Raw genomic sequence first — 22,829 nt, 5'->3', positions numbered from 1 at the left:
CTTGAATTTGAAACTTAAAATACAATATTATGACACTTTACTCTTGGTTCGTATTTTTCTTAGCTGTTCAGATTATCCATTTTCTTGGAACATGGAAATTATATCAGGCAGCAGGAAGAAAAAGTTGGGAAGCAGCAATTCCGGTATACAATTCTATCGTTTTGATGAAAATGATCGGACGTCCGACTTGGTGGACCTTGTTACTTTTTATCCCGATCATCAACTTGATTATGTTTCCTGTTATTTGGGTAGAAACTTTAAGAACATTTAACAAAAGATCGACTTTAGATACCTTTTTAGGTCTTTTTACTTTGGGCTTTTACATCTATTACGTAAACTACACGCAAAAATTAGAGTACCGTAAAGATCGTAGTCTAACTCCTGAAAATAAAACAGCCGACACCGTGAGCTCATTGCTTTTTGCAATTATTGTAGCCACTTTAGTTCACACCTATGTTGTACAACCTTATACGATTCCGACATCATCACTAGAGAAATCTTTATTAATTGGTGATTTCCTATTTGTAAGCAAAATAAACTATGGCCCAAGAGTTCCGATGACTACCGTTGCTTTACCAATGGTTCATGACTCAATTCCTTTAACAAAGAAAAAATCATACTTAAGCTGGCCACAATTACCTTACTTAAGGTTACCCGCAATTGAAAAAATAAAACGATGTGATATCGTCGTTTTCAACTGGCCAGTAGATACCGTACATTATTTCTTTGAACCAAAAGGAAGACCTGGTGTTATCAAGCCAATTGATAAAAAATCAAATTATGTAAAAAGGTGTGTTGGTATTCCTGGAGACAGTTTATCTATAAAGGATGGTTTTGTTTTTATCAATGGAAAAAAATTAGTGTTACCAGAAAGAGCTAAACCTCAATATTCTTATAAAATAGGATACGATCTCAAAACACCTGTTGACTTTGAAAGAATTTTCAAAGAGCTAGATATTACTGATGGTTTTATGTCAAATAAAGCACAAGACACTATCTATTTTAGAGCATTAACCGAAGCTGGAGCAGAAAGATTTAAAAACACACCTGGAATTACGAGTGTTGAAAGAATCATTGACAAAGGAAATGACAATGCAATCTTCCCTCATATCAACAAATGGAGCCAAGATAATATGGGACCTATTTACATTCCAGAAGCTGGAAAAACGGTTACATTAACAAATGAATCATTGCCTTTCTACAAAGAAATCATCACCAATTACGAAGGAAACACGTTGGAGTTACAAGGTTCTAAATTTTTAATCAACGGAAAACCAACTACAACTTACACCTTCAAACAAAATTATTACTGGATGATGGGAGACAATCGTCACAACTCTGAAGATAGCCGTTATTGGGGTTATGTTCCAGAGAATCACATTGTTGGAAAACCTGTTTTCATCTGGATGAGTTGGGATACAAACGGAAAAGGAATCAATAAAATTCGTTGGAGCAGAGTATTTACAACTGTTGACGGTGAAGGCCAGCCACAATCATACTTCAAATACTTCCTAATTCTTCTTGCCATTTATTTCGTAGGAGATTTTATTTGGAAAAAACGAAGAGAGAATAAAGCATAATAAAAATAAGTTATTTTTGTTTGCTTCGCCTGTTCGAGCAAGCTCTTGAGTCAGGTTTCAAGTTTCAGGTTTAAAAAACTTGAAACTTGAAACCTGAAACTTTTAAACAAAACATAGAAATGAATTCCTTAATACTTCCAACTTACTTTCCATCGATTAGTCATTTTGCAGTAATTGCGCAATCTGACAGTATCACTTTTGAAATGGAGGATAATTTTCAGAAACAGACTAATAGAAACAGAACTTATATTTATAGTCCAAACGGAATTCAATTATTAAATATCCCTGTAAAACACTCCAAAGAAGCTCATCAAAAAACAAAAGACATTTTGATCGAGAATGAATTTGATTGGCAGAAACAGCATTTTAAGTCGCTTGAAGCGGCATATAGAAGTTCACCGTTCTTCGAGTACTTTGAAGACGACATCGTGCCTATTTTCGAAAAAAAACACCATTTTTTAATGGATTTAAACTTTGAAGTTTTTGATACTGTAACAAAATGCCTTAGAATGAAATTAGAATTCGGAAAAACTACCGAATACTTTCATGAAACATCAGATTTTGTTGATTTTAGATATTTGGCAAATGGAAAAAAAGACGCTAATTCTTTCGAAAAATACACGCAGGTTTTTGATGACAAGCATGGCTTCATCAACAATTTAAGTGTTCTAGACTTGCTTTTTAACGAAGGAAAATTTGCTATTGATTACCTAAAAACACAGAAAATCGTATAAAAAATTCTCTTTTTAAAAATTTAGAATTTAGGTTTTGGAATTTTAAAACTTTGGAATTTCTTAAAAATTCTATTCCATTGAAAGTCTGGTCATAATCGGGTAATGATCTGAATTTTCGAAATCAGGAAAACTTTCGAATTGTTTTACTTTCATTTTACTGTCAGTAAAAATATAATCAATTCTAGCAGGATAATATTTGAATTTGTAAGTAGCTCCAAAACCTCCACCAGCTTCTTCAAATGCATCTTTAAGTTTTCCTTTTATGTTTCTATATACATAAGAAAAAGGGCTATTATTCATATCTCCACAAATAATCATCGGAGTTTTGCATTTTTTTATATGCTCTTTGAATATTTCCGCTTGCTCTTGCTGTTGTGTAAAACCTTTACTAATTCGCGAATAGATACGCTGTGATTTCTTCTGATTCACATTATCAATATCATCTGAAATTTCACTAACATCTGGAGAAATTTTAATGGATTGCAAGTGCATATTATAAACACGAATAACATCTTTTCCGCGCTTAATATCAGCATACACTACATTGTTGTCCGATTTAGGAAAAATAATCTTTCCTTGATCAATAATGGGAAATTTTGAAAAAATAGCTTGTCCGGTTTTGACCTTTTTTCCATCAATAAAAATATAACGATGTGGATAAACTTTTAAATCGAGATGTGCTGAATTTGAGTATTCTTGAATACAAAGAATATCTGGATCTTTTTCGTCTATAAATCCTTTTATATTCTCTGGGATATCATCACGATCCAACCATTTAAAAACATTAAAAAGACGAACATTATAACTCATTACAGAGAAATCTTTCTCGTCCTCTACATATTGTTTTGCTGAAAATTTATAAAACTTGTTGATAAAAGTAATTCCGATAAGCAAAACCAATCCAGATAAAATAAGACGTTTCTTGAACTGAATTGCCCAATAGACAAAGAAAAGACCGTTTGCCACAAAAAAAGCTGGCATAAACAACGTAAGCACCGATAAGAGCGGAAAACTCTTAGGTGCTAAAAACGGCAGAATATAAATACTAAATGTAAGAACAGTCAGCACTATATTCAGAAAGAACATTATTTTATTAAACCAGGAAAGGTTTTTCATATTTTCTCCTACAAATTTATTTTCCAGCCTTAAATAAAAACTCTTTTTCTTCTTTTGTCAGACAATCATATCCTGATTGGCTGATTTTATCCAAAATCTCATCAATCTGTTGCTGTGTTTTGTCTTTCGTTACAATCTTAGATGTTGTTTTTTCTGTAGGTTTTTTGTAATTCTTATGCACTTTTGTAAATGGGGTCGTAGGAGATTTTCTAAAGAGATTAGCAAAGAAATCTAATGTTCTAGAAACAATAACACTTAAATCTGTTCCGTTTTGAAGCAATTTTATATAAGCAAACCCAAAAAAGGCGCCAGCCAAGTGCGAGATGTGTCCTCCCATATTACCTGAACGTAATTGAACCAAATCTAAAATCAAAATTACACCAGTAATATGCCATAATTTTACATTTCCAAAAAGAAACAAACGAACATTCATTAACGGCGAATAAGTCGTAGCGGCTACCAAAATTGCCATAATAGCTGCCGAAGCACCAACTATTAAAGATGTATTTCCTAAAATATAAAAACTCAAAGCAAAAACAACTCCAGAGAAAATAGCACTTAAAACATAGAGTCCCAAATATTGTTTCTGAGTAAAAAAGGTTAAAAATAAATTGCTTGCAAAATTTAAAACCATCATGTTAAATAGCAAATGCCAAAAATCGAAATGAAAAAAAGCATAAGTCAAGAAAGTCCACGGCTTGAATAAAAAAACTTGAGGATTTGCAGATAGAGCCAGCCAATTTGGGTAATCAAATGCCCCAACAAAATTCGGCCAGAAAAAAATTAAGGAAACAATAAAACAAGCAACATTCCAATAAATAACACGCATTGCTATACCGCCCATTTTGTACTGCAGCTTCAAATCATCAAGAATATTCATAAAGTCTTCTTTTGTATTTTAAATTAATTATTAAAGTTAAAAATTAATTCCAACGATTATTGTTAAACTGATTTTTTTTCCAGTACCACATAATCATAAATCCAAAAAAAGCACCACCAATATGCGCATAATGTGCAATTCCAGAATCTATTCCCATTAATGAACTTCCAAAAATTCCAAAAAAACCATCAAATAAAAGCATATAGATTGGCACAAAATATTTGGCTTTTACAGGAATTGGAATAAACATAATACCCAATTCAGCATTTGGAAACATAAAGGCAAAAGCTACCAATAAACCATATATAGCGCCAGATGCCCCTATAACTGCACCAGTATAAGCATCATATAAATGTTGAAGTTGTGATATACTCAAAAGATCATTCCATCTTGGATCTATTTTTGCTTGACTAATTAACTGCAAAATTTGAGTTTTATTAAATCCATTAGATATCAAAACATTCATTGCATCCTGGTAAAAATAATAATTGACTGCAAAATTGATCAAAGCCGCTCCCAATCCACAGGAAATATAAAAGAATAAAAATTTCTTTCCACCCCAAAAATGCTCTAAAGTTGAGCCAAAAGAATACAACGCAAACATATTAAATGCTATATGCGCGAATCCGCCATGCATGAACATATGTGTTATGGGCTGCCAAACTCTAAATTCAGGGTTTTCAGGAAAAAACAATGCTAAGAAATGCTCAGAAGCTGGCACTAATTGCGATCCAATAAAAAATATAATATTGATTATCAACAATTGTTTTACTACAGGCGTTATTTTCATCATAAGGCAAACTTTTTATCTATATCTTCCACACGCATCGTAATGAAAGTTGGTTTTTGAAAAGGTGAAATATTGGGATCTTTACAAGCAAACAAACCGTTTACTAAGTTATCTTGTTCTTTTTCGGTTAAATAAGATCCCGTTTTAACCGCTAAGCTCTTCGCCATTGATTTGGCAATGGTATCGTTCTGACTATAACTGCTTGCCGGAATTCCGTCTTGCAAATCGCTTAATAATTGTTCAATTACAAGAGAAACCTCGCTCTCTGTAATATTTACAGGAATTCCAGAAACTACAATATGATCCGTTTTGCTTTCATCAAAAACAAATCCTGTTGTTTCTAGTGAAGGTTTCAATTCTTCAATAAGTTTCATTTCTGTTGCCGAATAAAACAAATCTAACGGAAAAAGCAATTGCTGACTTGAAGCCTGATTTACGGTCATATTCAGTAAAAATTGTTCATACAAAATTCGCTGATGTGCACGATGTTGATCGACAATAACCATTCCTGATTTAATTGGCGAAACGATATATTTTTTATGAATTTGATATGTTTTTTGAGTAGATTGTTCTATCTCGTCATCATTAAACAAAGAAGAGGTTACTTCTTCGTTTTCGAATGTAAAAGGAGAACTTTCTATGGCCTCAGGATTTTCAGTATTCAAACCAACATACAAACTTTCCCAGCTAGCCGTTGGCTCTACCCGTTTTGAATATCCTGAATACGAAGAACCTGAATAAGACGATCCCGAAGATGAAGAAGAACCATTTGAACCAGAACTATAACTTGAGCCAGAACTTGTCTTACTATAATGCTGATTGGTTTTATCATCCGTAAACGGATTAAAAGTTCCATCTACCTGAATCGTTGGTGTTTCTGCCTCTACATCTTTATAATGATATGGCGTATCTAAATTGGAATCTCGATCAAAATCTAAAACTGGAGCAACATTAAACTGTCCCAAACTATGTTTAATTGAAGCTCTTAGGATAGCATATAATGCTGATTCATCATCGAACTTAATTTCTGTTTTAGTCGGATGAATATTGATATCAATTGTGTTTGGCGGAACTTTTAAAAATAAAAAATAACTTGGCTGTGAACCGTCTTTCAACAATCCATCATAAGCCGACATTACTGCATGATGCAGATAACCGCTTTTAATAAAACGATCGTTTACAAAAAAGAATTGTTCTCCCCTATTTTTCTTTGCAAACTCAGGTTTACAAACAAATCCTTGAATACTTATGATATCGGTTTCTTCATTTACAGGTACCAATTTCTCATTGGTTTTACCAGACATAATTCCCACAATTCTTTGGCGATAACCTGCAGCGGGAAGATTGTACATTTCACTTCCGTTATGATAAAAACTAAAATGAATATTTGGATGTGCCAAAGCCACACGTTGAAATTCATCCATAACATGACGAAATTCTACTGTATCTGATTTTAAGAAATTACGACGAGCAGGAATATTAAAAAACAAGTTTTTAACCGCAAACGAAGTTCCTTTTGGCAAAACCGCCACTTCTTGCGAAACAAATTTACTTCCTTCGATTACAATATGCGTTCCAAGTTCGTCCTGATCTTGCTTGGTTTTCATTTCCATGTGCGCAATTGCGGCTATGGAAGCCAAAGCTTCTCCACGAAAACCTTTTGTTCCCAGAGAAAATAAATCTTCTGCCTGGCGGATTTTTGAAGTGGCATGACGTGCAAAACACAAACGTGCATCTGTTACAGTCATTCCGACTCCATTATCAATTACCTGTACCAATGATTTACCGGCATCTTTGATAATCAATTTAATATCAGTTGCTTTTGCATCTACAGCGTTTTCTAACAATTCTTTCACGACTGAAGCTGGTCTTTGAACCACCTCTCCAGCAGCAATTTGGTTAGCAACGTGATCAGGAAGCAATTGAATAATACTCGACATTAAGCAAAAAAAGTTTTAAAGATTAGTTTCGGTTTTTATAAACCAAGAAGTACAAATTTAGTAAATTTTGATCGGCTTTCGGAATAAGAATAATCATAAATAAAACAAAAAAACCTATACCGTTATTACACAGTATAGGTTTTAATATTTTAAAACAAATGTGCTTTATTCGTTTTCGATTTTTCTAGGTGTTTCTTCAATTTGGATTGCACCAGAAGCCAATAGAGGCTGATTGTAAGCGTGAGCAATTGAGGCCTGTTGACGAATATATGCCATTTTTATTGCCGCTATTGCCGCTTCAGTTCCTTTGTTTCCGTGAACACCGCCACTTCTGTCAATCGATTGCTGCATATTATTATCTGTCAAAACACAGAAAATAACTGGAATATCAGTTTGAACATTCAAGTCTTTTATTCCTTGTGTTACTCCTTCGCAAACAAAATCAAAATGTTTTGTTTGTCCCTGAATAACGCATCCAATTACGATAACTGCGTCAACATTTTGAGTTTGAAGCATTTTTTTTGCTCCGTAAATCAACTCAAAACTTCCTGGAACATTCCAACGGATAATTTGTTGAGCAGGAACCTCACAATCAATTAATGCATCAAAAGCACCATTATAAAGCCCTTCTGTTATAGTATCATTCCATTCAGAAACAACAATCCCAAATCGAAAGTCTTTCGCATTTGGGATTGTGTTTTTATCGTATTCTGATAGATTTTTATTTTCAGTAGCCATCTGTATATTTTAGATATTAGATTTATAAATTTTAGATTGCTAAATTACGAATCTAAAATCTAAAATCTTAACTCTACAATAATATTTATTGCGCTAATCCAATCAAAGCATCAACTGATGCTGCTTCTGGAGCACTGTCATAATTCTCTTTAATGTCATTCAAATATTTCAATGCATCTTCTTTTTGGCCTAAAGCCAACGCTGTTTTCCCTGCTTTCAACAAGAAACGAGGCGTTGTAAAGTCGTTTTTGTTAGTTTCAGCAGCTTTTACATAAAAACTTAGAGCTTCTTTTTGGTTGTTTTTTTGAGAATAAGCATCTCCTGTAGCACCTTTTGCTAAAGCACTTAAGATTACATCTTCAGATTTGAATTCACCTAAATATTTAATTGCCTCATCAAATTTACCAGTATTTAAGTAAGCAATACCAGCATAGTAATTTGCAAGATTTCCAGCATCTGTTCCAGAATATTCGTTAGCAATTTTGATAAATCCAAATTTACCTTCTGAACCGTTTAATGACAATTTGAACAATGAGTCACTAGAAACACCGTTTACCGCTTTTTCAAAGTTTTGCTGAGCAACAAACATTTCGCTTGCAGCTTCTTCTTGTTTTGGATTTACAATAAATTTCTGGTAACTTAAATAACCGATTGCAGCAACTGCAATACCAGCAACTAAACCAATAATGATTTTTTGATTTTTAGCCACCCAATCCTCAGTTTTAGAAGCTGTCTCATCTAATTTTGAAAAAACCGCAGCTGTTGTACTGTCTTTTTCGTCAATAATTACTTGTTGTTCTTCTGTAACTTCTTTAACTTCCTTCTCTTTTGGTGTCTTATATCCTCTTTTATTGTAAGTTGCCATTTAAAAATTATTTAGTGAACGGCAAAAATAAAATTTTTATTGAAAATGACGTAAAAAATTTCAATTTTATCACTATTTTAAAAGAAATATTTTTCTTATTCGCATCTTCTTTCTTTCAAGGAACAAAATAAATCGGCTTAGAATCGCTCTTAAGCCAATTATATCGATAATTTTCGGTAATTTGCACCCTCAAATTTTTACTGCTTCAAAACAGTAATTTTCATACCTGGAGTCCCTAAAAAATGCATTTAAACAAGATCTCATTATTCAATTATAAAAACTTTTCCGAAGCAAGCTTTGATTTCGACGTCAAGATCAACTGTTTTGTGGGTAAAAACGGCATTGGAAAAACCAATGTCCTGGATGCTATTTATCATTTAGCCTACGGAAAAAGTTATTTTAATCCGCTTGCTGTGCAAAACATCAAACACGGAGAAGAGTTTTTTGTGATTGATGCCGAACTCGATAAAAACGAAAGAACAGAGCAAATTGTCTGCAGTTTAAAAAAAGGACAAAAGAAGGTTCTGAAACGAAATGGAAAAGCGTATGATAAATTCTCGGATCATATCGGTTTTATTCCACTTGTAATTATTTCGCCAGCTGATAGAGATTTGATTGTGGAAGGAAGCGAAACCCGTCGTAAATTTATGGACAGCGTGATTTCTCAATTGGATTCTGCTTATTTACATCAGCTTATTCAATATCAAAAAGTGATTGTACAGCGAAATGCACTTTTGAAATATTTTGCACTCAACCATACTTTTGACAATGACACCTTATCTATATATAACGAACAATTGAATGAATACGGAAAATCTATTTTTGAGAAAAGAAAAGATTTTCTAGAAGAATTTATACCTATATTTAATAAACACCATCAAGCCATAACTGGATCTGAAGAAAGTGTGCAATTGGTATACGAAAGTCATTTGTTTGAAAAAGACCTACTGACACTTTTACAAGAAAACATCAATAAAGATCGTGCTTTGCATTATACAACGGTCGGTGTTCACAAAGATGATTTGTCTTTTGAAATTGATTCACATCCGATAAAAAAATTCGGATCGCAAGGACAACAGAAATCTTTTTTGATCGCTTTAAAATTGGCTCAATTTGAGTTTTTAAAAAAACAAAGCGGGGTTAAACCAATTCTCCTGTTTGATGATATTTTTGACAAACTGGACGAAACACGTGTTGCCAAGATTGTAGAAATGGTCAACAGCGAAACGTTTGGACAGCTTTTTATTTCTGACACACATCCTGAAAGAACCGAAGCGATTGTAAAATCAACGCATCAGAGTTATAAAATATTTAATTTGTGATTTATTTTTTTGCAACAAATTACACGAATTTTCACAAATTAAAGCTTTGACAAAGTTTGAAACTTTGTCAAAGCTATGCGATAAATAATTAAAAATTAGTGTAAATTCGTGTAATTCGTGGCAGACCAAAATCAGTCTTCCACAATAAACCTTAAAAACAACTGCAATAAAAAAGAATATGCTAACGAAAGAATCATTGCAATTTTTAGACGATTTAAGAAAAAACAACAATCGTGAATGGTTTCAGGAAAATAAAAAGAGATACGAAGTTTTCAAAAAAGACTACCATCAATTGGTAAGTGATTTTTTAGATGAAATGAAACCTCTTGATCCTTCATTAGAATTATTAGAAGTCAAAAACTGTACTTTTAGAATTAACAGAGACATTCGTTTTTCTAAAGACAAATCTCCATACAAAGCCCATTTAGGCGTTTGGATGTCTACAGGTGCAAAAGGTGCAAATCGTGCAGGATATTATGTACATATTGAAAAAGGCGCCAGTTTTATCGCTGGCGGATTTTATTCGCCTGAAGCGGAAGATCTAAAGAAAGTTCGTAAAGAAATTGCCTTTTTTTATGATGATTTACAGGAAATCTTAAACGATAAAAACTTCAAAAAAGAGTTTGAAAACTTAGACATCAACGAAAACAATTCTCTTAAAAGCATGCCTCGTGGTTACGAAAAAGATCATCCAGCAATTGAATTTTTAAAATTGAAAAGTTTCACGGCAACTCAGGTTTACAATGTTTCTGAAGTGTTGGAAAAAGATTTTGTAAAGAAAATGAGCCAAAAACTAATTGCGCTTAAACCTTTGAATGATTTTATCAATCGTGCTTTAGAAACTGAGGAATTTTAGAACAAAAAAAGTTGCCACGAATTTCACTAATTCACACGAATTAATTTGCGAAAATTTGTGAAATTCGCGGCGGAAAAACTTTTATTATGAAAAGGAAAATACTTTTTCTTGGAGAATCTTACCGCGCCGATGCCATTACTTGGATGAAAGGTCTAAAGGAATTTGGCGATTTTGAAATCATCACTTGGGAACTTCAAACTTCAAATAATCAGAGATTCAAACGTATTTTAGAGTATTTCTTCGCTCCTATTTCTATTCGAAAAATCATTAAAAAAGAAAAACCAGACATGGTGATTGCCGAAAGAACAACCAGTTACGGTTTTCTTGCCGCATTATCTGGATCCAAAACCATTGCAATCGCACAACAAGGCCGAACCGATTTATGGCCCGAAGGTTCTGTTTTATATCCTTTCAAAAAATTCATTCAGAAATACGCTTTCAAGAAAGCACATTTAATTCACGCTTGGGGACCTGTAATGGCGGTTCACATGAAAGCAACTGGCGTTGACATGAATAAAGTTTTAATACTTCCAAAAGGAATTGACTTATCGCTTTTTACTCCTTCAATCAATAATTCAAACAAAATTGAAGCGATTGTAACACGATCTCTTCAACCGGAATATCGACACGATTCTATTTTAAAAGCTTTCGGAATCTTAAATCAAAAAGGCATTGATTTTTCATTGACCATTGTTGGCGACGGAAACAGATTGCAGTTTTTGAAAGATTTAGCTATAACACTTCAAATTGAAAGCAAAGTGATTTTTACAGGAAGAATTCCGAATACAGAACTTCCTAAATTATTACAGCAATCTAATATTTACATCAGCATGCCCATTACCGAAGGCGTTTCGGCATCTTTATTCGAAGCAATGGCTTGCAATTGTTTTCCTGTAGTTTCTGATATTCCTGGCAATCAAAGCTGGATTAAGCATCGTGAAAACGGTCAATTAATTACAATTGATGATACAGAAATGTTAGCCAATGAATTAATTTGGTGTTTTGAAAATCCTCAATTAAGAAACGAAGCGATTATTCGAAACAGAAAATTTGTCGAGGAAAATGCAAATTATGATATTAATATGAAAATCATTTCAGAGAAATATCATGAGTTGTTAGATTCTAAATAAGCTTTAACAGCCAACAAAAGAAAAAACACCAACCGGTTTTATAATACTATTCGTTTCTCCTGTTTTTGACAAATACAAGGTTAGACTTGAAACATTATAATGACTCGCAGTATCGATTATCAAATCCAACTTACCGTCGCCGTCAAGATCTCCAGCAAAAATTATTTTAATCATTTGCTCATCAAAACTTTTCTTTGCCGTTAAAAGTTCAGTAGTTTCTTTACCATTAACAAAAGTTGTCAAATACAATTTATAATCAGAAACAAACCACCAATCTGATTCTGGACTTTCTTTTCTCTTTTTTCCAGTTGCAAACAATTTGTATTGATTTCCTAAAAATTTAAAGTCAACATTTTCTTCTGGATAAATACGTTCGGGCACTTTCACAAATTCAACATTCTTATTTACAAAACCTGGAAGTTTTTCTACCAAAATTACACAAGTATCTTTAATAGCAGTACTAACTTCCCATCCTGTTTGCTCACTTTCATCTTCGTCTACAATTACATCATAAGCATGTTTTATTGAAATATCTGTTTCAGAAAGCGAGTAACCATTCCCCTTCTTAAAAAGACCAAACCAAGTTTTCTTTTCTAAATCTGGATTAACCTCATCACTATGAAAAACTTCCGTCCAGAGAACATCCACCTTTAAAAGACTATCAACTGGATAGGTGTAATTATCCTTTTCAGTATTTATTGTTTCCGCTGTTATCTCTTTAGAAAATTTTCCATTGGGTTTTATGATGCTTTTTTCCTCCGTTTTGGGTTTCTTACAGCCAAATGAAAAGACTAATATCAGAAAAAGCAATTTGAGGCGAATAATTTTCATCTATTGAATATTAAAATTTCAAGATCAAACTTACAAAAGTTAAATAGCATTGCTTAAATTCAAAAGCTACAAATAAAGATTATTTAACCTTAAAAACTTTCAATTTTTATCCGTGTAAAACTTTACAGCTTTACGGCTAAACCAAAACTTATAATTCATACTTTTGAACTATATTAAAAAGCCTTTTATTTATGGAAATCCAATCCAATTTTTCTTTAAAAAAATACAATACTTTTGGCATTGAAGCCAGTGCTAAACAATTTGTTGCTGTTCATTCTATTACTGAACTAAAAACAATTTTACAAGAAAACAAAAAAGAGAAAAAGTTCATTTTGGGAGGAGGAAGCAATATGCTTTTAACTAAAGACATAGACGCTTTGGTTATTCATATTGATTTAAAAGGAAAAAAAATCACCAAAGAAGACGACGATTTTGTCTGGGTTGAAAGCCAGGCGGGAGAAACTTGGCATGATTTCGTGCTTTGGACAATCGCCAACAATTTTGGAGGTTTAGAAAACATGTCGCTTATTCCTGGAAATGTAGGAACAACTCCAGTTCAGAATATCGGTGCTTATGGAACTGAAATAAAAGACACATTTGTTTCCTGCGAAGCCATGAATATTGCCACGCAAGAAATGAAAACTTTTGAAAATGCCGAATGCAATTTTGGCTACCGCGAAAGTATTTTTAAACACGAAGTTAAAGACCAATATATTATTACTTCGGTTATTTTTAAATTGACCAAACGCAATCATAAAATCAACACTTCTTACGGAGATATTCTGGCAGAATTGGCTAAAAACAACATTTCGGAACCAACATTAAAAGATGTTAGCAATGCCGTAATTGCGATCAGACAAAGCAAATTGCCAGATCCAAAAGAATTAGGAAATAGCGGAAGCTTCTTCAAAAATCCGATTATATCTAAATCTGATTTTGAGAAAATCCACCAAAAATTCCCAGAAATGAAATTTTACGAAGTTTCGGCAACTGAGGTAAAAGTACCCGCAGGGTGGCTTATTGAACAAGCCGGCTTTAAGGGAAAACGTTTTGGTGATGCGGGAGTTCATAAAAATCAAGCTCTGGTTCTGGTAAATTACGGAAATGCAACCGGACAAGAAATTTTAGCTGTTTCTAAGGAAGTCCAAAAAACTGTTTTTGAAACTTTCGGCATTAATATTGAAGCAGAGGTAAATGTGATTTGAAAATAAACCTTAGTATTTAAATTCTTAATGAAAAAATTAAACATCGGAATTCTCTTGATTCAATTCTTAGGAATGATTTTCCTAATCAATGGTGTTTTTCAATTAAGACTATACTCTGTTGCCGAGAAAGTTATTTGCATAAAAAACCAATTTCAATTTCAGAAATCCGAAAACTGGGATAGTTTATTCCCTACAAATGAAGACGTCATAAATTTTTGGCCAAGTGTCTATATTTGGATCTTTTTCGCATTACTTATCGGAATTTTCTATGTCGCATTCTTAAATTGGAAAAACAAACTTTCGTCTGTAAATACCATTTTACTGGCAATTGCTATGTATGTTCTTTTAAGATTGAAGTTTTTTAGAGAAGAAATATTTTCACATCTTTTTAGACCACTCCGAGAATTGCTTTCTAACGACCTTGCAACGCAATGTTTAATAGAAGGAATTGTTTTTACGCTTATAGGACTTTCTATTATTTATTTTAGTGTATATTCTAAAATATTTAATTTAAACAAAGAAGTAATCTAAAATTAAATGAATAAAAATATTTCCATAAAAATCTGTAATCCAAACGAAAAAGAAGCATTAGAAATTATAGAGCAATTATCTATAAACTTATTTTCACGATTCGGAAGCGATGGAAAAAATTCGTTTACAGATTGGAAAAATGATGATTTAAAATTTGTATTTGTAGTGGCTAAAATAAACAATAAAATTGTAGGCTGCGGTGCAATTAGACCAATTGACGAAAATACAGGAGAAATAAAACGGATGTATGCAACGCTTCCGCGAAAGGGAATCGGGCAAACTATTCTGAACTTTTTAGAAAGCAAAGCTAAAGATATTGGATATTCAAATTTAATCTTGGAAACCAGAGTAAAAAACAATGAAGCTATTCAATTTTATAAAAATAAAGGATACGAAGTGATTCCAAATTACGGAAAATATATTGATCGCCCAGAAGCAATTTGCTTAGGAAAATCTCTGACTTAAAACCAGAAATAATGTACACACCAGATTTATATAAAAACGAAAATCCAGAAGAAATCAGAACTTTTTTGAAAGAAAACAGTTTTGGCATCCTAATCAATCAAACAAACGGAAAATTATGTGCAACTCACATTCCGATCGAACTAGAAATCAAGACCGAAGGAAAAGAAATTTTGCAGGGACATATTTCAAAACTAAATCCGCAGACAGAAGGTTTTAAAGAAAATGATCAGGTTTTAGCTGTATTTAGCGGTCCTCATAGTTACATTTCTTCTTCGTGGTACGATCACGAAAATGTTCCGACTTGGAATTACATAGCCGTACATGTTTACGGAAGAATTAAGATTGTTGATTATGAAACTTCAGTAGACCAGTTGAAAAAACTCGTTGACAAATACGAGGTTCATTCTAAAAACCCTGTACGTGTTGAAGATTTATCAGCAAAAACAATGCGTGAAGCTCGAGGAATCTTTGGTTTTGAAATCGAAATTGACGAGATTCAGGCCACAAAAAAACTTTCTCAAAACCGTGATGACCACAATTATAAGAACATAATTTCGGAATTAGAAAAGACCGAAAACCCTCAGTCTATAGCTGTTGCGAAAGAAATGTCAAAATGCCGAAAGTAAATCGGTTTTGGCTATTGAATTTAGCGAATTCATAAGTACATTTGCAGTCGCAGAACGTGAATTTTAATAGAACCAAATAAATCAGATGCTTATATACATATTTTACTTTTTTATTGCTATTGTTGTAGTTCAATTATTTTATTATTTAGGAGTTTTCGGGAAATTTGCTTTTGCCAAACCTCAGCATGTAACACCTAAAAACCTTCCTGTTTCTGTAATTGTCTGCGCAAAAAATGAAGAAGAGAATGTAAAAAAATACATTCCTCTTTTGGCACAACAGGATTATAATGATTTTGAAATCGTTTTAATCGACGATGCATCAAGCGACGAAACTCTTGAGGTTTTTGAAGAATTCGAAAAAGAATTCCCAAACATTCGTCTAGTAAAAGTTGAAAATAATGAAGCTTTTTGGGGAAACAAAAAATACGCTTTAACTCTCGGAATTAAAGCTGCCAAAAAAGAATATCTATTATTTACAGATGCAGATTGTTTCCCTTCTTCCAAAGATTGGATTACGTCTATGACTTCGCAATTCACCATGAACAAAACAATTGTTTTAGGATATGGAGGTTACGAAAAAGTGGAACGCTCTTTCTTAAATAAAATCATTCGTTTTGAAACAGTTTTGACTGCCATTCAATATTTTTCGTGGGCAAAATTAGGTTCTCCTTATATGGGTGTAGGACGAAATCTAGCTTACAAAAAAGAGGAGTTCTTTAATGTAAATGGTTTTATCGACCATATTCAGATTCGTTCTGGTGATGACGATTTATTCATCAATCAAGCAGCAAACAAAACAAATACAACCATTTCTTATACTACAGAAAGTTTTACTTATTCAAAACCTAAGAAAACATATAAAGAATGGTTTACACAGAAAAGAAGACACATTTCTACCGCAGAACATTATAAGTTTTTTGACAAAATGCAGTTGGGACTGTTTTTCCTTTCACAATTATTTTTCTTTTTATTAGTTATAGTACTATTGGCTTTCCAATTTCAATGGATTGCCGTACTAGCGATTTTAGCAACGCGTTATACCGTAGTATGGACCGTAATTGGATGCTCGGCGGGAAAACTGAAGGAAAACGATCTTAAATTTTGGTTTCCGGTTGTCGAGATAGCGCTTATATTAACGCAAATTAATATCTTTATAACTAATATCTTTTCAAAACCAGTATATTGGAAATAAATTCTAAAATAGAAAAAGCAAAAAAAGGCGATCAAATCGCCTTTACTTTTTTATTAGACCATTATTGGAATGAGGTATATGGTTTTATGCTCAAACGTACCGAAAATGAAACGATTGCAGAAGATATTACCATCGAAACTTTTTCTAAAGCTTTTGACAAAATAACTTCTTATAATTCTGAATTTAAATTCAACACCTGGCTTATCGCCATTGCAAAAAATGTCTACATTGATTTATTGCGAAAAAAGAAAACTAGTCTTTTTATCGAAATCACAGACAATGAAGACCAACAGGCGTATAATATTGCCGACCCAACTCCATCTGCAGAAGATGCTTTAATTAAAGAACAGAATCTTTCCCGTCTGCTCTTATGCATCAAAGAACTTAAACCACACTATCAGGAAGTAATTCAGCTTCGCTATTTTCAGGAAATGTCTTATCAGGAGATTGCCATTAAGATTAATGAACCTTTAAGCAGTGTAAAAGTTAAACTTTTACGTGCTAAAAAATTATTAGCAGAAATCATCGAGCGTAATAGATAATTTATTATCTTTAGGTAAAGAATAAACTATTCGTATTTTTATTCTTAAAAAAATATATTTCCACAATACTAAAACTACAACTTTTACGTTGTTAGCTCAAACCCAAAACTTTTTCTGCGTATGATTTAAAGCTACTTAACCTTAAAACCCAAAAATTATGTCTAAATTAAGTATTTATGAAAACAAGTGGACCGATCTTGTTTTCGAGAACAAAAACAAAGAGTACGGCGCATATCAATTACGCCAAGAGAATTCTAAAAATTCTGTAACAGCTCTCTTTATGGGTTTATTGTTATTAACGGCTTTAGGAAGTGCATCGATGCTGATTAGCAAAATTACTACAACAGCAGTTGAAACTGAGAGCGAACCAATTCCTTACGACCCGATTACACCCGTCAACATTGATCCGACTGTTGTGCCACCACCGCCTGCACCGCCAGCTCCTGTAGTTGAAACAAGCACTGCAAAGGCAACAGATGCAGCTCAGTTATCTCATCCGGTTGTAGCCAAAACAGAAGATGCTGTTGAAAAAATTGCTCCAAATACAGAAAATGTACCAGTTGTAGAAAATACTACCGGAACAGGAACTGCGACTAACGTACTGCCTACAACAGGCGGCGGCGGAAATGGAGATGTAGCCTCAGTAACACCACCTACAAATGACCCGCTACCTTCAGCTGTTTTAGACAAGCTTCCTGAATTTCCTGGCGGAATTGCTCAATTTTACAAGTATGTATCTAACAATTTCCGCAGTCCAGATCTAGATGTGGAAAGAACATTAAAAGTGTATGTATTTTTCATTGTTGAAAAAGATGGTTCACTTACTGATATTACGGTAAAAAATGATCCTGGTTACGGAATGGCAAAAGAAGCTGTTAGAGTTTTAAAATCATTAAAAACCAAATGGAATCCAGGAATTCTAGATGGAAAACCAGTTAGAACTGCTTACAATCTTCCTATTACAATAAAAACTCAAGTAGATTAAAAAATATTTTTTTACAACAAAAATAAAGCAGGACTTCGGTTCTGCTTTTTTGTTTACTTTTATTTTGAAAATCATTCTTAAACTAACAATTAAATTTAATGCCTTTTACTTTTTCGCATCCAGCAATAATTCTCCCTTTAAGATATTTGCCAAAATCATGGTTTTCATTGACTGGACTCATTATCGGAAGTTTAACTCCCGATTTTGAATATTTTTTACGGATGAAAGTCAAAAGCAATTACAGTCATACTTTAGGCGGCATTTTTTGGTTCGACCTACCTTTTGCTCTTTTACTAACTTTTGTGTTTCATAATTTAATACGAAACTGTTTGTTTCAAAATCTTCCATCTGCTATAAAAAAGAGAATTCTGGTTTTTAGTACTTTTAATTGGAATATTTATTTTCAAAAAAATTGGCTTATCGTTTTAATATCTTTATTTGTTGGAATTATTTCACATATTCTTTGGGACGGTTTTACACATGAACACGGTTATTTTGTAAATCAAATTGAATTTTTCCGAAACACGTTTACTATTTTTGGAAAAGAAATTCCCTTGTGGAAATTCCTACAACACGGAAGCACAATTATTGGTGCCATCATTATAATTATTGCTTTTCTAAAACTTCCTCAAAACTTCAACTTTAATGTTGATATTGAAAAATCATATTGGATCACAGTACTTTTATTCACTTCCGCTATTTTATTTATTCGTTTTATAGCAAATCCAAAAGCTTCAAATATTGGGAATTTCGTAGTAAGCTTCATTGCTGCTCTTTTAATTTCAATGACGATAATTCCATTTCTAATTAAATTTCAATTAGGCAATAAAAATTAGCAAAATCTATTACTTTTACTGCTTCAAAACACAATTGATTTAACAAACTAAAAACAAAATAATGGGAATATTTTCAGCTATTCTTGGCAATGCAGGCGCTGTAAGTCAGGAAGATTTAATTAAAAAATACGGACAACTTTTAACTACAAATGAAGAAATCGAAATGGGTTTTAAACTTATTCGAGATACTTTCATTTTCACCAACAAAAGACTAATTCTTGTTGATGTGCAAGGAATCACCGGAAGCAAAACAGAATACAAATCGATTGCTTACAAGAATATCACGAGATTCAGTGTAGAAACGGCAGGAACTTTTGACCTAGATGCCGAATTAAAAATCTGGATTTCGAGCGAACAGCAACCAAGCATAGTAAAACAATTCAACAAATCGGTTAATGTTTACGAAGTGCAAAAAATTCTCGCTTTCCACGTATTAGGATAAAAAACAAACCCGGCAAACTAAGATTTTGCCGGGTTTTATTATTTTAAAGAAACCATTGTTATTTCTTTTTCGTTGTTGTTTTTTTGGTAGTGGTCGTCTTTTTAGTTGTAGTTGCTGCAGGAACAGTATTTACAATCTTTTGTTGCACATAAGCCTTATACAATCCGTCTTTTTCTGCTCTTTTTTTAGCATCGTCAGCTCTTTTCTTAGAATCAGGATGCGAACTCATCATTTGATCAATAAATGAAGCTTGAGATCCTTCACTCATTTTAGCTAAAATTCTAAAAGCAGATTCTTCAGCATTTACATCGTAACCATTTTTTTTCATGAAGTTATAAGCAAATAAATCGGCTTCAGATTCTTGTTTACGGCTGTATTTACTATCAATAATAGCACTTCCTATTTTTCCAAGCTGGCTGTCTGTTACTGTCGCCAAAGTTGCAGATTGTGATGCTGCCCCATCCATTAATGCTTCTTTTTGATAAGCTGCGCGAATAGCATCTCTTGAATCATTATTTGCCACGTGTCCAATCTCATGTCCGATTACTGCAATTAACTCATTATCATCCATAATATCCATTAAACCAGAATATACACGAACACTTCCGTCTGCTGTTGCAAAAGCATTTACTTCTTTCAATTTATAAACTTTATAGTTTAGTGTAAAACCATCGCCTGCCGCATGTTTTCCAAAAACTCTGTTCAACCTAACAGCATAACCATCAGTAGGTCCAGCAATTTCGTGTTCAGCATCTAATTTATCTACAGCTTCTTTTGATAATTTTGCTGCATCGGCATTACTAAAAGTAAAACCCGTAACCCCTTTTTGAACTGCTCCAATTGCTTTATCCCCAAAATTAATCTGTGCATTCATTTTAGAAACTCCAAAAGATGCTACTAAAACTCCTAATACAATAAATTTCTTTTTCATTTTTACTCTTATTAATTTAACAACAAATGTATTACAAAAGAATCGTGCCAATATTATAAAAATTCATTTTTTTTAACATTTAAAGATATAAATTTTAAAGTATTAAAAGTCAAAACATTGCTATAATTATTCACCATTTTGATTTTCGTCACAATAAATTCGCTTTTAAAAGCCAAACAATACTTTAACTACACATATTTAACTTTTTTATTACACATAATTAAACCGTATTTATACTTGATTAACTATTGAATTACTAAATTAAATCTTAAACAAATCTCCAAATAAACAACATTCCGTATCTTTGTGCTTTGAATATTGATATATGGAAACAGTCGCTGAAAATATACAAACCACAAAACCTAAGTGGTTAAAAGTAAAATTACCCATCGGACAAAAATATACTGAACTTAGAGGTTTAGTTGATAAATATAGTTTAAATACTATTTGTACTTCAGGAAGCTGCCCAAACATGGGTGAATGCTGGGGTGAAGGAACAGCGACTTTCATGATTTTAGGAAATGTTTGTACTCGTTCATGCGGATTCTGCGGCGTTAAAACCGGCAGACCTGAAACAGTAGATTGGGACGAACCTGAGAAAGTAGCACGTTCTATCAAAATCATGAATATCAAACACGCTGTAGTTACAAGTGTGGACAGAGATGATTTAAAAGATGGAGGTTCTATTATCTGGATGGAAACTGTTAGAGCTATTCGTAGAATGAACCCGAGTACCACTCTTGAAACTTTAATTCCTGATTTTCAAGGAATAGAAAGAAATCTGGACCGAATTGTAGAAGCAAATCCTGAAGTGGTTTCTCATAACATGGAAACGGTACGTCGTTTAACTCGCGAAGTTCGTATCCAAGCTAAATACGACAGAAGTTTAGAGGTGCTTCGTTATCTAAAAGAGAAAGGCATCAACAGAACAAAATCTGGAATCATGTTAGGTCTTGGTGAAACAGAAGAAGAGGTTTTTCAAACCATGACAGATTTAAGAAATGCAAATGTAGACGTCGTAACAATTGGACAATATTTACAGCCAAGTAAAAAACACCTTCCTGTAAAAGAATTTATTACGCCTGAACAATTTGCCCGTTATGAAAAATTCGGTCTTGAATTAGGCTTCAGACATGTTGAAAGCGGACCACTTGTTCGTTCTTCATACAAAGCACAAAAACATATTTTATAAAAAAGCTTAATCGTTTAATCGTTTAATTGTAAAACCGATTAAACGATTAAACAGTTAAACGAATAACCTAAAAGTTGAAAACAAGAATTGCCATTAATGGATTTGGAAGAATTGGAAGAAATTTGTTCCGCCTTCTTTTAAATCATCCTGAAATCGAAGTTGTAGCTATAAACGACATTGCTGACAATAAAACTATGTCACATTTAATTAAATATGACAGTATTCATGGCGTCTTACCTTTTGAAGTAAGTCATGATGAAAACAGCATCATTGTAGATGGAAGGCATTTTTTCTTTTTTCATGAAAAGAACATTTCAAATCTTGACTGGAAATCGCATTCGATTGATATTGTAATTGAATGTACAGGAAAATACAAAATTCACGAAGAATTAAACGGACATATTGAGGCTGGAGCTAAAAAAGTTATCCTTTCGGCACCTTCAGAAGTAGACACTATCAAAACTGTTGTTCTTGGAGTAAATGAAAATATTCTAGATGGAAACGAAAATATAGTTTCTAATGCAAGTTGTACGACAAACAATGCCGCACCGATGATAAAAATCATTGAAGAATTGTGTGGAATCGAGCAGGCTTACATCACTACTATACATTCTTTTACAACAGACCAAAGTCTTCACGACCAGCCACATAAGGACTTGCGACGTGCTAGAGGTGCAAGTCAATCAATTGTTCCAACAACTACAGGTGCAGCTAAGGCATTAACAAAAATTTTTCCTAAATTGCACAACAAAATGGGCGGATGCGGTATTCGTGTTCCGGTTCCAGATGGTTCATTAACAGACATTACCTTCAATGTAAAACGTGCAGTAACTATTGAAGAAATAAATAAAGCGTTTAAAGAAGCTTCCAAAACAAATTTAAAAGGAATATTAGATTACACAGAAGATCCTATTGTTTCGGTTGATGTAATTGGCAACAGACATTCTTGTTTATTTGATGCACAGCTGACTTCTGTTATCGATAAAATGGTAAAAGTAGTAGGCTGGTACGATAACGAAATTGGCTATTCATCCAGATTGATTGATTTAATTTTACTAATAAGGAAAAAATAAGATTCATTGTAAAAGCATTGCCCATAC

The 22,829-nt window shown here is 33.0% G+C and carries 24 protein-coding genes; 16 read left to right on the top strand and 8 right to left on the bottom strand.

Annotated features, from left to right (window positions below):
* The first annotated feature begins 29 nt into the window (after positions 1–29).
* Positions 30–1,580, top strand: coding sequence for a signal peptidase I (gene lepB / locus K6T82_RS18080; RefSeq protein ID WP_223708707.1), 1,551 nt, complete (start codon positions 30–32; stop codon positions 1,578–1,580).
* Positions 1,581–1,699: 119 nt separating this feature from the next.
* Positions 1,700–2,314 (top strand): WbqC family protein, encoded by a 615-nt coding sequence (locus K6T82_RS18075; RefSeq protein ID WP_223708705.1) that lies wholly within the window; start codon positions 1,700–1,702, stop codon positions 2,312–2,314.
* Positions 2,315–2,383: 69 nt separating this feature from the next.
* Here K6T82_RS18075 and K6T82_RS18070 read toward each other — a convergent pair whose 3' ends face one another.
* The 6 genes from K6T82_RS18070 to K6T82_RS18045 form a co-directional block, all read right to left on the bottom strand.
* Complete coding sequence (locus K6T82_RS18070; RefSeq protein ID WP_223708703.1) at positions 2,384–3,430, bottom strand: endonuclease/exonuclease/phosphatase family protein; 1,047 nt, start codon at positions 3,428–3,430, stop codon at positions 2,384–2,386.
* Between the two features lie 16 nt (positions 3,431–3,446).
* Complete coding sequence (locus K6T82_RS18065; RefSeq protein ID WP_223708700.1) at positions 3,447–4,310, bottom strand: rhomboid family protein; 864 nt, start codon at positions 4,308–4,310, stop codon at positions 3,447–3,449.
* Positions 4,311–4,353: 43 nt separating this feature from the next.
* Positions 4,354–5,103: a rhomboid family intramembrane serine protease gene (locus K6T82_RS18060; protein WP_223708697.1), complete on the bottom strand. Its 750-nt coding sequence runs from the start codon at positions 5,101–5,103 to the stop codon at positions 4,354–4,356.
* Positions 5,100–7,040: a DNA mismatch repair endonuclease MutL gene (mutL, locus tag K6T82_RS18055; RefSeq protein WP_223708695.1), complete on the bottom strand. Its 1,941-nt coding sequence runs from the start codon at positions 7,038–7,040 to the stop codon at positions 5,100–5,102. The genes K6T82_RS18060 and mutL overlap by 4 nt, the downstream gene beginning before the upstream one ends.
* 165 nt (positions 7,041–7,205) lie before the next feature.
* On the bottom strand, positions 7,206–7,778 hold the full coding sequence (gene ribH, locus K6T82_RS18050) for a 6,7-dimethyl-8-ribityllumazine synthase (protein WP_223708686.1): 573 nt from the start codon (positions 7,776–7,778) through the stop codon (positions 7,206–7,208).
* 85 nt (positions 7,779–7,863) lie between these two features.
* The gene (locus K6T82_RS18045; RefSeq protein WP_223708678.1) at positions 7,864–8,643 is read right to left on the bottom strand and encodes a tetratricopeptide repeat protein; all 780 of its coding nucleotides are present in this window, start codon (positions 8,641–8,643) and stop codon (positions 7,864–7,866) included.
* 242 nt (positions 8,644–8,885) lie between these two features.
* On the opposite strand from K6T82_RS18045, the gene recF reads away from it, so the two are divergent.
* The 3 genes from recF to K6T82_RS18030 all read left to right on the top strand — a co-directional run bounded on the left by recF (position 8,886) and on the right by K6T82_RS18030 (position 11,951).
* Positions 8,886–9,965, top strand: coding sequence for a DNA replication/repair protein RecF (gene recF, locus K6T82_RS18040; RefSeq protein ID WP_223708669.1), 1,080 nt, complete (start codon positions 8,886–8,888; stop codon positions 9,963–9,965).
* Positions 9,966–10,143: 178 nt separating this feature from the next.
* The gene (locus K6T82_RS18035) at positions 10,144–10,821 is read left to right on the top strand and encodes a DUF2461 domain-containing protein (protein ID WP_223708667.1); all 678 of its coding nucleotides are present in this window, start codon (positions 10,144–10,146) and stop codon (positions 10,819–10,821) included.
* A gap of 86 nt (positions 10,822–10,907) precedes the next feature.
* Positions 10,908–11,951 carry a glycosyltransferase gene (locus K6T82_RS18030; RefSeq protein WP_223708665.1) on the top strand — a complete coding sequence of 348 codons (1,044 nt, stop codon included), beginning with the start codon at positions 10,908–10,910 and terminating at the stop codon, positions 11,949–11,951.
* Between the two features lie 3 nt (positions 11,952–11,954).
* On the opposite strand, the gene K6T82_RS18025 is transcribed toward K6T82_RS18030, so the two are convergent.
* On the bottom strand, positions 11,955–12,782 hold the full coding sequence (locus K6T82_RS18025) for a hypothetical protein (RefSeq protein WP_223708663.1): 828 nt from the start codon (positions 12,780–12,782) through the stop codon (positions 11,955–11,957).
* A 191-nt stretch (positions 12,783–12,973) separates the two neighbouring features.
* Between K6T82_RS18025 and murB the strand changes: the two genes are divergently transcribed.
* The 9 genes from murB (at position 12,974) to K6T82_RS17980 (ending at position 19,606) form a co-directional block, all read left to right on the top strand.
* On the top strand, positions 12,974–13,987 hold the full coding sequence (gene murB, locus K6T82_RS18020; protein WP_223708661.1) for a UDP-N-acetylmuramate dehydrogenase: 1,014 nt from the start codon (positions 12,974–12,976) through the stop codon (positions 13,985–13,987).
* 27 nt (positions 13,988–14,014) lie between these two features.
* Entirely contained in the window at positions 14,015–14,518 is a 504-nt protein-coding gene (locus tag K6T82_RS18015; protein WP_223708659.1) for a hypothetical protein, read from the top strand.
* A gap of 6 nt (positions 14,519–14,524) precedes the next feature.
* Positions 14,525–14,983 (top strand): GNAT family N-acetyltransferase, encoded by a 459-nt coding sequence (locus K6T82_RS18010; protein ID WP_223708657.1) that lies wholly within the window; start codon positions 14,525–14,527, stop codon positions 14,981–14,983.
* A gap of 11 nt (positions 14,984–14,994) precedes the next feature.
* Positions 14,995–15,609, top strand: coding sequence for an FMN-binding negative transcriptional regulator (locus K6T82_RS18005; protein ID WP_223708655.1), 615 nt, complete (start codon positions 14,995–14,997; stop codon positions 15,607–15,609).
* Positions 15,610–15,694: 85 nt separating this feature from the next.
* Positions 15,695–16,801, top strand: coding sequence for a glycosyltransferase (locus tag K6T82_RS18000; RefSeq protein WP_223708653.1), 1,107 nt, complete (start codon positions 15,695–15,697; stop codon positions 16,799–16,801).
* A complete protein-coding gene (locus K6T82_RS17995; RefSeq protein ID WP_223708651.1) occupies positions 16,792–17,343 on the top strand; it encodes an RNA polymerase sigma factor in 552 nt (183 codons plus the stop codon). The genes K6T82_RS18000 and K6T82_RS17995 overlap by 10 nt, the downstream gene beginning before the upstream one ends.
* Before the next feature lie 157 nt (positions 17,344–17,500).
* Positions 17,501–18,328, top strand: a complete 828-nt coding sequence (locus K6T82_RS17990; RefSeq protein ID WP_223708649.1) for an energy transducer TonB — start codon at positions 17,501–17,503, stop codon at positions 18,326–18,328.
* 98 nt (positions 18,329–18,426) lie between these two features.
* Entirely contained in the window at positions 18,427–19,164 is a 738-nt protein-coding gene (locus K6T82_RS17985; protein WP_223708647.1) for a DUF4184 family protein, read from the top strand.
* A gap of 61 nt (positions 19,165–19,225) precedes the next feature.
* On the top strand, positions 19,226–19,606 hold the full coding sequence (locus tag K6T82_RS17980; protein ID WP_179007952.1) for a PH domain-containing protein: 381 nt from the start codon (positions 19,226–19,228) through the stop codon (positions 19,604–19,606).
* A 58-nt stretch (positions 19,607–19,664) separates the two neighbouring features.
* On the opposite strand, the gene K6T82_RS17975 is transcribed toward K6T82_RS17980, so the two are convergent.
* Positions 19,665–20,537: a M48 family metalloprotease gene (locus tag K6T82_RS17975; RefSeq protein ID WP_223708645.1), complete on the bottom strand. Its 873-nt coding sequence runs from the start codon at positions 20,535–20,537 to the stop codon at positions 19,665–19,667.
* A 325-nt stretch (positions 20,538–20,862) separates the two neighbouring features.
* Here K6T82_RS17975 and lipA point away from each other — a divergent pair, with 325 nt between their 5' ends.
* Together lipA and gap are read left to right on the top strand one after the other, a co-directional pair.
* A complete protein-coding gene (lipA, locus tag K6T82_RS17970) occupies positions 20,863–21,729 on the top strand; it encodes a lipoyl synthase (RefSeq protein WP_223708643.1) in 867 nt (288 codons plus the stop codon).
* 74 nt (positions 21,730–21,803) lie between these two features.
* Positions 21,804–22,802 (top strand): type I glyceraldehyde-3-phosphate dehydrogenase, encoded by a 999-nt coding sequence (gap, locus tag K6T82_RS17965; RefSeq protein ID WP_223708633.1) that lies wholly within the window; start codon positions 21,804–21,806, stop codon positions 22,800–22,802.
* The last annotated feature ends 27 nt before the right edge of the window (positions 22,803–22,829 follow it).

Origin of the sequence: Flavobacterium potami, from assembly GCF_020026915.1 — a bacterium.
Classification (GTDB): domain Bacteria; phylum Bacteroidota; class Bacteroidia; order Flavobacteriales; family Flavobacteriaceae; genus Flavobacterium; species Flavobacterium potami.
The sequence above is the reverse complement of the archived record's forward strand: the minus strand, read 5'-3'. Positions and strand labels throughout refer to the sequence as shown.